Origin of the sequence: Kibdelosporangium philippinense, assembly GCF_021390435.2 — a bacterium.
Classification (GTDB): Bacteria; Actinomycetota; Actinomycetes; order Mycobacteriales; family Pseudonocardiaceae; genus Kibdelosporangium; species Kibdelosporangium philippinense.
The window spans coordinates 923210-935578 of record NZ_JAJVCN010000004.1 but is presented as its reverse complement, the minus strand read 5'-3'; the positions used below and the strand labels follow the sequence as shown (position 1 = coordinate 935578).

Below are 12369 nucleotides of genomic sequence, written 5' to 3'. Positions count from 1 at the left end.
CTTGAAAGGCCAGGATTACGGCGGTTGTGGTTCGAGGTTCAGTCTGGTGTGGGCGAAGAACGCGTCGATCAGCCCGGGTCGGTACTGGATGCGTTTGAGTCGGTTCTTCACGATGGCGGTGAGCTGGTCGATGCCGTGCACGATGAGGTTTCCGAGGTTGCGTTTGACGTGGGACCACACGTGCTCGGTCGGGTTGAGGTCCGGGGTGTAGGGCGGGAGTTGGATCACGTGTAGCCAGTCGCGGGCCGCGACCAGTTTGCGCATCGCGTGACTGGTGTGCGTGTTGAGGTTGTCCCAGATCAACACAATCCGGGCGCCGAGCTGCTGGTGTGCGGCGTCCAGCAGGGCGGCGTAGTCGGTTTCGGCGAAGCTGCGCCGTTCCCCCTTGCGGCCGCGGTGGGTCCGGACACGGTAGATCAACCGGGGCCGGTGCCCGGGCCGGACGCATACCAGCCCGGCGACCGATACCCGGCCCGAACCCTTGCCCGACACCGGGATCTGTGGTGTCTGGCCCCGGCGGCCCCAGGTGCGGGCTTTCGGCGGGCGCAGCGTTTGCCCGGCCTCGTCCTCGAAACACAGCCAAGCACCTTGCTGCGCCGCTACCGTTTTCCCGCCGGCCATACCTCCCGCCGCCAGGTGGCGATCGCCTGCTCGTCGCGCTCGATCGCGCGGTGGGCGGGTACTTGTGGCGAGAACCCCATGCGGTGCAGCAGATACGACACCCCGCGCAGCGTGTAGCGGGTGTGAAACAGCCGGGCGATCAGATCGGCGACCCGAGCCAGGGTCCAGCGCTGATCCTCGCCGAACCCATGCACGGCTGGGCCTTGTTCCACAGCCTGGGCCAGCCTGTCCAGTCGTGGCTGGTCCAGCCGGCAGGACGATCCGCCCGGTCCCTTCGACGCCAGCCCTGCCTCACCCTCGGCACGCCATCGACGCCGCCAGGTATAGACCGCGTTGGTGGATACCCGCAGTCTGCGGGCGATCTCGGCGGCCGGCACGTCCTGGGCGAACCATTGGGCCGCCTGCAACCGGACAGCTTCGCGTGTGGCCCTGCCCCGCTCGGAAAGGCCACCTCCATCCGCGTACCTCATCCATCCCTGCGTAGATCATGAATCGATCAGGATCCGGGAGGACACGCCGCCCAAGGACAAGATCAACCCTGGCCTTTCATGATCTGTAGTCACTTGTTCATTGTTTCACCTGGATCAAGCATGATATGCGGACGACCGGTGACTGGATGCGAAGTCACAACGCCAGCGACACCGTAGACCTCGGCCAGCGTCGCCGAGTCGAAAACCTCTTCCGGTGTCCCTGAACGGACTTGCGAACCGTGGTGCAGTAAATGCAACTGGTCGCAGTAGTGAGCGGCAAGGTTCAGATCGTGCAACGCGATCACGGCCGTCACCCCGAGTTTTCTGGGCAGTGCCAATGCATCGAACTGGTGCCGCAGGTCGAGGTGGTTGGTCGGCTCGTCCATCACCAGCACCCGAGGCTGCTGCGCGATCGCACGCGCGATGAGTACACGTTGCCGTTCCCCGCCGGACAGGAATGCGAATTGGCGGTCTTTGAGGTCGCCAGCGTCGACGGCGGCCAAGGCGTCGGCCACGACTGTCCTATCGCGATCGTTGTCCCGTTCGAAAGCCTTCTTGTAGCAGGCGCGACCCATCATCACCACGTCCTGCACCGTGAGATCGAAGTCGCCGGTCGCGTCCTGCAACACGGCCGCGAGTATCCGGGCGCGGTCACGTGCCTTTGTCTTCAACACATCGAGACCGTCGATGCGGACGTTTCCTGCTGACGGCTGGAGAATTCCGATCATCGCACGCAGCAAAGTGGACTTTCCCGAGCCGTTCGGGCCGACGATACCGACCACTTCCCCAGGCTTCGCGTCCAGGGAGACGTCACGCAGCACGGGCCTGCCACCGAGCTCCACACTGACGCCGGAAACCTCAACGCGCGCGGTCATGCCTTCGCCCCTCGCCAAGTCTGGCGTCGAACCATCCACAGGAAGAACGGGCCACCGCACAACGCCGTGAAGACGCCGACCGGGATCTCCATCGGTGAAGCCAAAGTCCGCGCGGCGATATCCGCGAGCACAAGGAAAGAGGCTCCCGCCAACGCCGCTGCGGGAAGTGCTCGGCGGTGGTCGCTGCCCACGACCAAACGTACGGCGTGCGGCAGGATCAGCCCGACGAAGCCGATCGGCCCGCTGACCGCGACCAGCAACCCCGTCAGCAAGGACGTGATGACGAACATAGTGATCCGGAACCTGGGTACGTCCAGTCCCATCGAGATCGCGGCATCCTCGCCCGCGTACAGGAGATTGAGCGCACGGGCGTTCGCCATCAGGATGACAAGGCCGACGACAACAGCCACCAGCGGAACCCACAGCGACCAAGTCGCGCCACCTAGTGCACCGATCAGCCAGCTCAGAATCTGCCGAGCGTGCTGTGCGTTGTCGGCAACCAGAAGCATCAGGCTCGTCACAGCGGACAGCACGTACGCCACCGCGACGCCCGCGAGCACGAGCCCGACGGTCGTGAGGCGTCCACCGGCTCGCGCGACGAAGTACACGACCAGAAGTGCCGCCATCGCCCCAATGAAAGCTGCCACCGAGGTCGAAGCCGCGCCGAACAAAGCGAATCCCGTCAGGATGGACGCCACAGCACCAACCGACGCGCCGGACGAAATCCCGAGAAGGTAGAGATCCGCAAGGGGATTACGCACGAGCGCCTGCAGTACCATGCCCACAGTGGCCAGTCCCGCGCCGACGATCGCGCCCAGGATCACCCGCGGCCCACGAGTGTTGGTGATGACCGCGTCGACGTACGCCGGTCCTGTCGGCGTGACGAGATCCGGCATGATCTTGTGCAGCACAGCGGTGATCACGTCCATTGGCGCGATCGCGATCGATCCAATCCCGACTCCAGCGACCATCGAAGCAAGTAGGATCAGGGTCAGCCCTGCCATCGCGGCCGGGTAGGAGAGTTTCATGGGTGCAACTGCTTGGCGAGGCTTTCGACCGCGTAGGGCGCGCGGACGCCGAGAACCGTGTCCTGCAACGTCAACGTCGAGAACTTGCGGTTCTTGATCGCGGGCACCGAGGCCAGCTCCGGTTTGCCGAGCAGGAACTCGATTTTCTTGTCCACGGCCGGTGTGCCGAAGTAGTCGTAGATGACGATCACGTCAGGTGACCGCTGCAACACTTGCTCCCACGAGACATCGGCCCAGTCCTTCTGGGTATCGGCGAAGACGTTCTGTCCACCGGCGAGCTTGATGACCTCGTTGCCGATTCCCGTTCCGCCAGAAGTGAACGCGGTCGCTTCGCCACTGTCGAACACGAAGACCTTCACCGGCTGGACACCGTTGAGCCGTGTTGTCGTCTTGGTGACGGTCGCCTTCAGCTCGGTGATCACTGCTTCGGCGCGCTCCGGGATCTGGAAGATCCGTCCAACCGTGCGGAATTCCTCCCACACATCGTCCATTGTGACCGCACGGTCGTTGCATGCCTCGCGGCTGAGATAGGTCTTGATCCCGGCCTTGGTGAACGCCTCGCGCGAGCGGCCTTCCTTGTCGTCGAAAGTGCTGTCGTAACCGCCGTAGACCAGATCCGGCGTCTTGGCGAGCAGTTGCTCGAAGGACGCGTCCTTGTCGGAGATCTTCGGAATCGCGGTGTACACATCGGCATAACGCGGCAACGGATCGTTGTCCGGGTAGGCCGTGCCGACGATCTTGTCCTGGAGTCCCAACGCGACCATGATCTCGGTCGGATGCTGGTAGTAACCAATCACTCGCTGTGGCACGCCGTCGAACGTGATCCGCGTCCCACAGTTGTCGATCGTCACCCCCTCTGCGGTCGCGGCGGGTTTGCTTTCCGCGCAGCCACTGAGAGCCACGAGCGCAGTGAGCAGAACTATCCGTGCACGCACCATCACCACTCCGTCCGGGATGTCCACGTCCCAGCTGGGGCCGTCCGAACAGGTCAGTTCCTGACTTCCGTGACGAGGTCACGGTCACAGTGGCGGGACCGCGCCGGACTCACACCGGCTTCCTGATGCCTGAACGAAACCGGCCCAGGGCGGACCGGCGCGCACACCCTACCTCGGAACTGGTTCGAGCACGAAGACCCTGATCTTGCGGTGGTCAGCCCGGTCGGCATAGCTGTTGTACGCGGGCCAGTACGATGCGACGGCGTCCCACATCTCCTGCCGCTCGTCACCATCCAGCAACCGGCCATGGACGGCCAAGCGCTTGCCTCGGAGCGCGATGACCGCGCCCGGGTTGGCGAGCAGGTTCGACGACCACGCGGGGTGGCGTTCGCCGCCCCAGTTCGAGCCGATCACGATGTACTTGCCGTCACGTTCCACGTACAGCAGGGGGACTTCGCGCTTCTGGCCGCTTGACCGGCCGATTGTGGTGAGCAGTAAGGTTCGGAGCCCGATTGGCGTTCCCACGCCGAACCTTCCGCCGGTGGCCCGCAGCACCCACCGGTCGGCTGGCGCGAGGCGGCGGCCGATCGCCGCCAACGCCTTGGTCTTGCCAATACCGGCGAAAAATCGCCGCAATTCGGGCATGTGCTGTCCTCGCTTCATTGGAGTCCATTGTGGACTTTCAGCCGCTGAGCCGGACACACGGTAGCCGAGGGCATGACCTCCGACGTAATCGCTATGCGCTTGAGGGTGGACAAGCTTAAGTCATGACCGAATACGAAATCACCGCACAGCGCTACATCGACAGCTGGAACGAGACGGACCCGGTGAAGCGCAAGCATCTCATCGAGGAGCTGTACACATCGGACGCCACCTATACCGATCCCCTTGGCACAGCGAGCGGTCCGGCAGCGATCGACCAGATGGTTGGCGCGGTTCAGCAGCAGTTCGCTGGGCTGACGTTCAGCCTTGGGCCGGTTGACGGGCATCATGACATCGCGCGGTTCACGTGGGATCTTGGGGATATCGTGGTCGGCTTCGACGTGATCGTGCTCGCCGACGGCAAGATCAAAACCGTGCACGGGTTCTTGGACAAGGTTCCCATGTAGGTTCGGAGCCATGCTGGTCGGGAGACAGGACGAGGTCAGGCGGCTCGACGAGCTGCTCAGCGCGGCGCGCGATGGCAGCGGCGGCGTGCTCGTGCTCCGCGGTGAGCCGGGCATGGGCAAGAGCACCCTGCTTGACCACGTTCGGCAGGCGGCAACGGACTTCACCGTGATCGAGGCATCCGGCTCAGAATTCGAGTCTGAGCTCCCGTTTGCCGCCTTGCACCAGCTCTGCGTGCCGGTTCGGGCGGATCTGCCGGATGCGCTGCGGGTTGCCTTCGGGCTCGCGACCGGTACGCCGGAGCTGTTCCAGGTTGGCCTGGCCACGTTGCAACTGCTCGGTCAGGCCGCCAAGGACCGTCCTGTGTTGTGCCTCGTTGACGACGCGCATTGGCTGGATGACGCGTCGGCGAAAGCGCTCACGTTTCTCGCGCGACGGATCGCGTCCGAGCCTGTGGCGATGGTGTTCACGGCACGGCACGGTCTGGAAGAACTGCCCAGCCTGGTTCTCAATGGCCTGCCGGACGCCGAGGCGCGCGCGTTGCTCAAGGCAACCCTGGACGAACAGGTACGCGAGCGCATCGTCGCCGAGGCACGCGGCAACCCGTTGGCCCTGCTTGAGCTGCCGAAGGCGGGTGGGTTCGCGCCACCGGACAGCACGACGGTCACCACCCGGATTGAAAGCAGCTTCCAGGCCAGGTTGGAAAGCCTGGACGACGAGGTCCGGCTCCTGTTGACCCTCGCGAGCGCGGATCCGACCGGGGATCCGAACCTGCTGTGGATGGCCGCCAAGCAACTCGGCATCGACACTACGGCTGGTGGCGCGGCGGAAGCTATTGGCCTGATCGAGTTCGGTACCCGCGTGCACTTCTGCCATCCACTGGCGCGATCCGCCGTGTATCGGGCCGCGCAACCAGGCCAGTTGCACACCGTGCACCGGGTGCTCGCCGACGTCACCAACCCGGACACGGATCCCGACCGGCGAGCCTGGCATCGCTCCCAGTCCGGCACCGGGCCCAGCGAAGACATCGCCACGGAACTGGAAGCCTCCGCGTCGAGGGCGCGCTCGCGTAGCGGCGTGGCGGGGTTGCTGCCGCCGCAGCCTTCCTGGAACGCGCGGCCGCGCTATCCGCGGACAATGACAAACGCCTCGACCGGACGCTCGCCGCCGCGCAAGCGAAACTCGACGCGGGTGCCACGGACGCGTTGCTGACAACCGTGGAGCCCAGAGACGAACGTACGCACGCAAAGGTCGATCTGTTGCGTGGTCAGGTTTCCTTCATGCGCGACAGCAACGGTCCCAAGTTCATGTTGCGCGCTGCCCAACGGCTCGCGGACATAGACCCCGCCTGGTCTCGCCGATGCTTGACGGACGCGCTGGAAATGGCGATGGTCGTCGGCCGGGGCAGTGGCGTGATGGACACCGTGCTCGACGCGGCCCGCTCCGCCGCGCCCGCTGGCGACATCCTTGACGCTTTGGTCCAGCTGACCACGTCCGGGCACAAGACCGCTGCCCCCGCGCTGCGGGAAGTGCTTGCCGACAGCGAGATATGGACCCAGCGGCCCGCGCTGGCCACGATGATCGCCGGTGAACTCTGGGACGAGCACGCGCACGCCACGATCGTCGAGTGGCTGATGAAAACCGGCCGCAGCTCCGGGTCGCCGACCGTGCTCCGGCTCGGACTCGCCCAGCTGGCGGTCCAGAACGTCCTGACGGCGATGTCGCCGCGGCGACGGACGCGATCGCCGAGGAGGAAGCGATCGCGGACGCGGTGGGCGTGCCGTCGATGACCTATTCCCGGCTGCACCTCGCCGCGCTGCGTGGCCGCAAGGAGGAAGCAGCCGAGCTGATCGAGATCGTGTCCGCGGTGGCCTCGGCACGCGGGCTCGGCCAGTTGGAAGCGAATATTCACTGGTCAGCGGCTGTGTTTAACAACGGCCTCGCCAACTATCCGGTGGCGTTGGCCGAAGCACGCAAGGCCGTCGCCGCGGGCGATCTGTTCCTCACGGGAATCGCCCAGCCGGAGTTGATCGAGGCCGCGATCCGGTGCGACTCGGCCGACATCGCCGCGGCCGAGCTGGAGTCGTTCACCGAACGGACACAGGCCAGCGGTACCCCGTGGGCGCTTGGTGTCCAGGCGTACGCACGCGGCCTGGTCACCGGAAACGAGGACGACTACCAGGAAGCTCTGGGCCTGCTCGATACACCGCCCTACCGAGCCAGAGCGCACTTGCTGTACGGAGAATGGCTGCGGCGCCAGAATCGAAGGCTGACGCCCGCAACCAACTCCGTACTGCGCACGAGATGTTCTCCACCATCGGGATGGACGCCTTCGCCCGCCGTGCCGCGGACGAACTGCGCGCGACGGGCGCACAAGCGCGGAACCGATCGGCGAACACCCTCGACGAACTCACCGTCCAGGAGATGCACATCGCGCGGCTCGTAGCCACTGGCCAGACGTCCAAAGAGGTTGCCGCACGGCTGTTTCTGAGCCCTGGCACGACCGATGCCCATCTGCTGTGCGAACCACAGGCTGTCCGAGTTCACCCAGTACTCCGCGATCTTGCCGTCGACCACCCTGAGGATGTCGGTGCCGTAGAACTCGATCTCGCGGCCTTGTGCGTGCCACCGCAGGACGATGAACGGGTCGTCCACGAACGGGCCGACATGTGTGGTGAACCGCAGGTCGTCCATCGCGGTGTGGTTCGCGCTGACCCACGTACGCAGGTGGTCCCTGCCTTCGGTGGTCGTGGCCGGTCCGCCGGTGAGCGGGGCGGCGTGCGCGATGAAGTCGGGGTGGATCGCGCTGTCGATCAGCGCGAGGTTGCCGTTCCAGATGTTGGTCCACTCACCGACGAGCCGGTCGAATGGCATGATCATTCTCCGTGCTTTCCATGGGCAGCGCTGCCGGTGTATTCGCCGAGGTCGGCGACCAGCTTGCTGATGTCGGGCATGGTGTCGTAGCGCCTCTTGTGCAGCTCGGCGATCTTCGCGCCCATGTCGGGGTCGAGTTCGTCGGTGATGTCGAACGAGACGAACTTGTCGACAAGGGGCAGCCCGACCCGGTCGGTGTTCAGGTGCGCGGGGTGGATCAGGTACTCCCAGTAGCCTTCGAGGTCCTCGATGACGTACGTGGCGCCCCATTCGTACTCGCCGCCGTGATCGCGGCCGACGACGAAGGACTTCACCGACGGAATGACCCTGCCCTGGTTGCGCAGGCTTTCCATAGCGACTTCGACCTGCTCGGGTGCCGCGTACGGCTTGAGGGTGAACCGGTTTCCGTGGTAAATCATCGAACTTTCCTTTCCTTGAAGGTGAAAACGGTCGCGGCGACCGCGAGCGCCACACCGCTGTATGTGAAGGCGTCGGCGATGCCGATGGTCTGAACGAGTGGTTGCACGGCCAGCGGTGACAGGAACTGACCGAGGAAGATGCCGCTGACGAGTCCACTGAGGACTTTCCCGCGCCGCAGCGGATGTGCCAGCTCCGCCAGCCGCAGGTTCAGGTTCGGGACGACGAGTCCGACGCCGACACCGCCGACGAGCAGTCCGATCACGACCAGGACGACGTTTCCAGCTATCCCGATCAGCAACCATCCGACGCCAAGCAGAAGAACGCTGGCGGTGGTGATCATGCTGGGACTCAGCCGGTTGCGGACAAGCGGGAAGGCAAGCGCGCCAATGACTCCGGTGACCGTGCTGCCCGCGACCACCGCGCCGGTGAGTGCCGGGCCGACGCCGAATTCCACTAGTAGGAAAGGAAGTTGTGTCGGCGCCATGTAGAAGACAAGTGTGGCAACGAGAGCCAGCGCGTAGATCCCCAGAATCCGCTTCTGCTGCTCCGATTTCGCCTCGATCTTGGCTTCCGCGGCTCGGGTTCTCTGTGGGATCGCGACCAACGCGAACGGCAGGATGAGCGCCGACACGGCGTAGATCCAGAACGGCGCCTTTCAGTCCACTGCGGCTAGAACGCCTGCCAGTGGCAGGAAAATGACGCCGCCGAGGCTCGCGAAGGCCTGTTGCGGCCCGAGGAAGGATGCTCGGCGCGCGCCTTCGAACCAGTCGGTGATCGTCGCGCTGATCGCGGTCATGATCCCGCCGACCGCCACACCGAGCAGTGCCCTCGTAGCCAGCAGGACGTACAAGTCGTTGACGAAGTAACCCGCCGTGCCCGCGAGGGCGTAAAGCAGGAGGCTGCCGACCAGCAGCGGCCGCCGTCCGAGACGGTCCGTGACCGTTCCGCCGCGGGTGCGCTCGGCGCGATGATCGCCGCGGCCAACACCGTCGCTCTGGCCGTCCGGCTCGGTGTGTTCACGATGACGAGATTCGCAGCGGCGGCGGGGTGGTCGCGTCGGCGAAAATCGCCTATTCGCTGTCTACGTAGGCCAGCTGTAGTGGTAGCTCAGCGAGAACGTCCGGGAGACCCAGTCCGCGGTCGATTCTCCTGCCGTGGGCTGGGTGGGCGGGCCCGTTTCGCGCACCGCCGCCAACTGCGCGGAACGGTCGGCGGCGTCGACCAACGCGCCAGCCTTGAAAGTGAGCTCGTGGACTTCGCGGTACATCCAGGCGGGCTTGAATCCCATGTTGAGGTAGGGGCGGCCCTTGATGTCACCGTCGCCGATCAGCAGGCGCCCGGTGAACGCGACTGGGATTTCCAGATTCTGGTAGAGCCACTGCTGATCGTCCTCGTCCCCGTCCCGCACCGGCACGACCTTGCGGATCAGGGGTGGCGGATCCTCGGACGCGATGATCAGGTCCCGCAGCAGGAGGCGCCCTTCACTGACGGCATAGCCGCAGATGTGGCCGCGCCAGCATGAGGAGCTGACCGTCATCGGCTCAAGGTCGTGCGCTTCCGGGTCGAACAGGCCGGTACCGTCGACCGCGGTCAACGAGTACCAGCCTCGCTCGAAGAACACCTCATCAGGCACCTGCGCTGTCACAGCGGGAAACCTACTTGGCGCGACTGCTGCGGGCCAAACTGCCGGAACCTACTTGGCCGAGCCACCCGTGGCCAAACGCATCAGGTCCGAGTCGAGATCGATCGACAACTCCGTGCCACCGGCGCTGCCGAACTCGTGCTGGTACTTCTGCCACGACTCGCCCCTGACCTGCTTGGCGAAGCCGCTTTCCATCAGCAGCAGCAACTCGAAGGCCGCGCGGTCGATCCGCTTGGCGAGCGCCGGGTCACTCCAGTCCTCAGTGGAGGCGAACAACGAGGTCGGCACGGCCGTGGTCCGCATGAACGCGAACAATCCGCGCAACTGCTCGTCCACGACCAACGCGTGCCGGGCGGTTCCGGCGGTCGCCGCGAGGACGATCGGCTTGGCGATCAGCAAGTCGTTGTCCAGGATCTGGAAGAACGCCGTGAACAGTCCACTCGCCCCGGCCTTGTAGACCGGTGTGCTGACGATGAGCCCGTCAGCGTCGCCCAACGCGGAGATCGCCTTGGTCAGGCGAGGACCGGTCAGCTGGGACACCAGTGCCGTGGTGATTTCCGTAGCCAACTCACGCAGGTCGATGACCTGGAGTTCGATCGAATGCTGACGCTCCCCCGCCAACGCGGCGACGCGCTGAGCGGTACGGTCAGCAAGCAACCGTGTCGACGAAGGATCGCTGGTTCCCGCGGAAACCGCGACGACCTTGAAAGTGCTCATGAGTCCCCTGCCAGTTTCTTGCAAATCGCTTCAAGTTGCCTGAGTTCTTCGGGATTGAGCCGCGTGCTGACCGCGCGGGCGACGTCACGCGCGTGCTTGCGGCCGATGTCCTGCTGCACCTTGCGGCCGGTGTCCGTCAACGCCAACCGCACGCCACGGCCATCCTCCGGAGCGGCCAGCCGCTCAATGAAACCTCGCTCCACCAACCTGTCCACCATCCGTGACAGGGCGGGCTGGCTGAGCAGCAAGTGCTTGTGCAGCTCGCCGATCCGCAGCGGCGCAGGACATTTCGACAACGTGTAGAGCACGTCGTACTCGCGCATCGTCGCCTCGTGCCAGATGTCCTGCGCCGCGAAATCCCGCATCAACCTCACGTGGGCGGCCATCAAGGCCTCCCACGCGGCGTTGGCCGTCTTGCCGGTGTTCACAGCGCCGGGTAGCTGGCCTCGAAGGCCGGGTCGCTGTCCTGGTACGGCGAGGCTCCGGTGACGTTGTCGCCACGGTTGGCGTTCGGGCGCGGCTGGCGCGGCGGGTTGTCGCCGTACTTCGCCTTCACGAGGCTCTGATGCGTCGGCGCGTCCGGTACCTCCGGGGCACGCTTGGCTTCCAACTCCTTGCGCAGCACCGGCACGACCTCGCCGCCGAGCAGGTCGAGCTGCTCGAGCACGGTCTTGAGCGGCAGTCCCGCGTGGTCCATCAGGAACAGCTGGCGCTGGTAGTCGCCGAAGTACTCGCGGAAGGTCAGCGTCTTGTCGATCACTTCCTGCGGGCTGCCCACCGACAACGGCGTCATCTGCATGAAGTCCTCCATCTTCGGGCCGTGGCCGTAGACCGGGGCCTCGTTGAAGTAAGGACGGAACTGCTTGATGGCGTCCTGCGAGTTCTTCGCGATGAACGCCTGTCCGCCGAGGCCGACGATGGCCTGCGCCTCGGTGCCGTGGCCGTAGTGCGCGTAACGCTGCCGGTAGAAGTTGATCAGCCGGACGTAGTGCTCCTTCGGCCAGAAGATGTTGTTGGCGAAGAAACCGTTGCCGTAGAACGCGGCCTGCTCGGCGATCTCCGGGGTACGGATCGAGCCGTGCCACACGAACGGCGGCACGTCGTCCAGCGGGCGCGGGACGGAGGTGAAGCCCTGCAGCGGCGTGCGGAACTTGCCTTCGAAGTCGACCACGTCCTCCCGCCACAACCGGTGCAGCAGGTTGTAGTTCTCCAGCGCCAACGGCAGACCGTTGCGGATGTCCTGGCCGAACCACGGGTACACCGGCGCGGTGTTGCCGCGGCCGAGCATCAGATCCACGCGGCCCTTCGACAGGTGCTGGAGCATCGCGTATTCCTCGGCGATGCGCACCGGGTCGTTTGTCGTGATCAGCGTGGTCGCAGTGGTCACGATCAAGCGCTTGGTGGTCGCCGCGATGTGCGACAGCAAGGTGGTCGGCGAAGACGAGAAGAACGGCGGGTTGTGGTGCTCACCGATGGCGAACACGTCCATCCCGACCTCTTCGGTGTGCTGCGCGATCCGCACGACGGCGTCGATCCGCTCCGCCTCGCTCGGGGTCTCGCCGGACACCGGATCGCGCGTGATGTCGCTGACCGAGAACAATCCGAACTGCATGACTCCTCCACATCTTCGCTGCTCCTGGCTCCGCCAGTGCGCCAAGTATATGCATTTGCATGCAGTTG

17 protein-coding genes, 2 pseudogenes and 1 riboswitch are annotated in these 12369 nt (G+C 65.1%); of the genes and pseudogenes, 4 read left to right on the top strand and 15 right to left on the bottom strand.

The window, feature by feature from the left end:
• Window positions 1-15: 15 nt before the first annotated feature.
• From LWC34_RS47215 to LWC34_RS47190, 6 genes are all read right to left on the bottom strand, one after another.
• Window positions 16-621: an IS630 family transposase gene (locus LWC34_RS47215; protein WP_233732007.1), complete on the bottom strand. Its 606-nt coding sequence runs from the start codon at window positions 619-621 to the stop codon at window positions 16-18.
• Window positions 600-1091, bottom strand: a complete 492-nt coding sequence (locus tag LWC34_RS47210) for a winged helix-turn-helix domain-containing protein (protein WP_233723037.1) — start codon at window positions 1089-1091, stop codon at window positions 600-602. Before LWC34_RS47210 ends, LWC34_RS47215 begins: the two co-directional genes overlap by 22 nt.
• Before the next feature lie 89 nt (window positions 1092-1180).
• Window positions 1181-1966, bottom strand: a complete 786-nt coding sequence (locus LWC34_RS47205; RefSeq protein ID WP_233732006.1) for an ABC transporter ATP-binding protein — start codon at window positions 1964-1966, stop codon at window positions 1181-1183.
• Window positions 1963-2994 (bottom strand): FecCD family ABC transporter permease, encoded by a 1032-nt coding sequence (locus LWC34_RS47200; protein WP_233732005.1) that lies wholly within the window; start codon window positions 2992-2994, stop codon window positions 1963-1965. The genes LWC34_RS47205 and LWC34_RS47200 overlap by 4 nt, the downstream gene beginning before the upstream one ends.
• Window positions 2991-3932: an ABC transporter substrate-binding protein gene (locus LWC34_RS47195; RefSeq protein WP_233732004.1), complete on the bottom strand. Its 942-nt coding sequence runs from the start codon at window positions 3930-3932 to the stop codon at window positions 2991-2993. Before LWC34_RS47195 ends, LWC34_RS47200 begins: the two co-directional genes overlap by 4 nt.
• Before the next feature lie 31 nt (window positions 3933-3963).
• A riboswitch (cobalamin riboswitch) is annotated at window positions 3964-4103 on the bottom strand.
• Window positions 4098-4592, bottom strand: a complete 495-nt coding sequence (locus LWC34_RS47190; RefSeq protein WP_250109475.1) for a nitroreductase/quinone reductase family protein — start codon at window positions 4590-4592, stop codon at window positions 4098-4100. It overlaps the preceding riboswitch by 6 nt.
• Before the next feature lie 104 nt (window positions 4593-4696).
• Here LWC34_RS47190 and LWC34_RS47185 point away from each other — a divergent pair, with 104 nt between their 5' ends.
• From LWC34_RS47185 to LWC34_RS47175, 3 genes are all read left to right on the top strand, one after another.
• A complete protein-coding gene (locus LWC34_RS47185; protein WP_233732002.1) occupies window positions 4697-5038 on the top strand; it encodes a nuclear transport factor 2 family protein in 342 nt (113 codons plus the stop codon).
• A 10-nt stretch (window positions 5039-5048) separates the two neighbouring features.
• Window positions 5049-6248 carry an ATP-binding protein gene (locus LWC34_RS47180; RefSeq protein WP_233732000.1) on the top strand — a complete coding sequence of 400 codons (1200 nt, stop codon included), beginning with the start codon at window positions 5049-5051 and terminating at the stop codon, window positions 6246-6248.
• Window positions 6249-6316: 68 nt separating this feature from the next.
• On the top strand, window positions 6317-6826 hold the full coding sequence (locus tag LWC34_RS47175; RefSeq protein ID WP_233731997.1) for a hypothetical protein: 510 nt from the start codon (window positions 6317-6319) through the stop codon (window positions 6824-6826).
• A gap of 157 nt (window positions 6827-6983) precedes the next feature.
• On the opposite strand, the gene LWC34_RS47170 is transcribed toward LWC34_RS47175, so the two are convergent.
• A complete protein-coding gene (locus LWC34_RS47170) occupies window positions 6984-7196 on the bottom strand; it encodes a hypothetical protein (protein ID WP_233731994.1) in 213 nt (70 codons plus the stop codon).
• A gap of 84 nt (window positions 7197-7280) precedes the next feature.
• On the opposite strand from LWC34_RS47170, the pseudogene LWC34_RS59195 reads away from it, so the two are divergent.
• Window positions 7281-7502: pseudogene (locus LWC34_RS59195) on the top strand (hypothetical protein); the annotation flags it as partial.
• A 108-nt stretch (window positions 7503-7610) separates the two neighbouring features.
• Here the strand turns inward: LWC34_RS59195 and LWC34_RS59190 are convergent.
• The 8 genes and pseudogenes from LWC34_RS59190 to LWC34_RS47130 form a co-directional block, all read right to left on the bottom strand.
• Window positions 7611-7910, bottom strand: a pseudogene (locus LWC34_RS59190) (nuclear transport factor 2 family protein); the annotation flags it as partial.
• A gap of 2 nt (window positions 7911-7912) precedes the next feature.
• On the bottom strand, window positions 7913-8329 hold the full coding sequence (locus LWC34_RS47160) for a Dabb family protein (protein WP_233731991.1): 417 nt from the start codon (window positions 8327-8329) through the stop codon (window positions 7913-7915).
• The gene (locus LWC34_RS47155; protein WP_233731986.1) at window positions 8326-8961 is read right to left on the bottom strand and encodes an MFS transporter; all 636 of its coding nucleotides are present in this window, start codon (window positions 8959-8961) and stop codon (window positions 8326-8328) included. The genes LWC34_RS47160 and LWC34_RS47155 overlap by 4 nt, the downstream gene beginning before the upstream one ends.
• 24 nt (window positions 8962-8985) lie before the next feature.
• Window positions 8986-9225, bottom strand: coding sequence for an MFS transporter (locus LWC34_RS47150; RefSeq protein WP_233734097.1), 240 nt, complete (start codon window positions 9223-9225; stop codon window positions 8986-8988).
• 186 nt (window positions 9226-9411) lie between these two features.
• Complete coding sequence (locus LWC34_RS47145) at window positions 9412-9975, bottom strand: hypothetical protein (protein ID WP_233731983.1); 564 nt, start codon at window positions 9973-9975, stop codon at window positions 9412-9414.
• Window positions 9976-10023: 48 nt separating this feature from the next.
• Entirely contained in the window at window positions 10024-10689 is a 666-nt protein-coding gene (locus LWC34_RS47140; RefSeq protein WP_233731981.1) for a CE1759 family FMN reductase, read from the bottom strand.
• Window positions 10686-11075: a MarR family winged helix-turn-helix transcriptional regulator gene (locus LWC34_RS47135; protein ID WP_233731968.1), complete on the bottom strand. Its 390-nt coding sequence runs from the start codon at window positions 11073-11075 to the stop codon at window positions 10686-10688. The genes LWC34_RS47140 and LWC34_RS47135 overlap by 4 nt, the downstream gene beginning before the upstream one ends.
• 38 nt (window positions 11076-11113) lie before the next feature.
• Window positions 11114-12301: an LLM class flavin-dependent oxidoreductase gene (locus LWC34_RS47130; protein WP_233731966.1), complete on the bottom strand. Its 1188-nt coding sequence runs from the start codon at window positions 12299-12301 to the stop codon at window positions 11114-11116.
• Between the last annotated feature and the right edge of the window lie 68 nt (window positions 12302-12369).

Coding starts and splice junctions, on each gene's coding strand:
- LWC34_RS47175 (WP_233731997.1), top strand. CDS start 6,317: ATGCGCGACAGCAACGGTCCCAAGTTCATGTTGCGCGCTGCCCAACGG.
- LWC34_RS47195 (WP_233732004.1), bottom strand. CDS start 3,932: ATGGTGCGTGCACGGATAGTTCTGCTCACTGCGCTCGTGGCTCTCAGT.
- LWC34_RS47205 (WP_233732006.1), bottom strand. CDS start 1,966: ATGACCGCGCGCGTTGAGGTTTCCGGCGTCAGTGTGGAGCTCGGTGGC.
- LWC34_RS47135 (WP_233731968.1), bottom strand. CDS start 11,075: ATGGCCGCCCACGTGAGGTTGATGCGGGATTTCGCGGCGCAGGACATC.
- LWC34_RS47130 (WP_233731966.1), bottom strand. CDS start 12,301: ATGCAGTTCGGATTGTTCTCGGTCAGCGACATCACGCGCGATCCGGTG.
- LWC34_RS47160 (WP_233731991.1), bottom strand. CDS start 8,329: ATGATTTACCACGGAAACCGGTTCACCCTCAAGCCGTACGCGGCACCC.
- LWC34_RS47140 (WP_233731981.1), bottom strand. CDS start 10,689: ATGAGCACTTTCAAGGTCGTCGCGGTTTCCGCGGGAACCAGCGATCCT.
- LWC34_RS47190 (WP_250109475.1), bottom strand. CDS start 4,592: ATGAAGCGAGGACAGCACATGCCCGAATTGCGGCGATTTTTCGCCGGT.
- LWC34_RS47200 (WP_233732005.1), bottom strand. CDS start 2,994: ATGAAACTCTCCTACCCGGCCGCGATGGCAGGGCTGACCCTGATCCTA.
- LWC34_RS47215 (WP_233732007.1), bottom strand. CDS start 621: ATGGCCGGCGGGAAAACGGTAGCGGCGCAGCAAGGTGCTTGGCTGTGT.
- LWC34_RS47180 (WP_233732000.1), top strand. CDS start 5,049: ATGCTGGTCGGGAGACAGGACGAGGTCAGGCGGCTCGACGAGCTGCTC.
- LWC34_RS47210 (WP_233723037.1), bottom strand. CDS start 1,091: ATGAGGTACGCGGATGGAGGTGGCCTTTCCGAGCGGGGCAGGGCCACA.
- LWC34_RS47185 (WP_233732002.1), top strand. CDS start 4,697: ATGACCGAATACGAAATCACCGCACAGCGCTACATCGACAGCTGGAAC.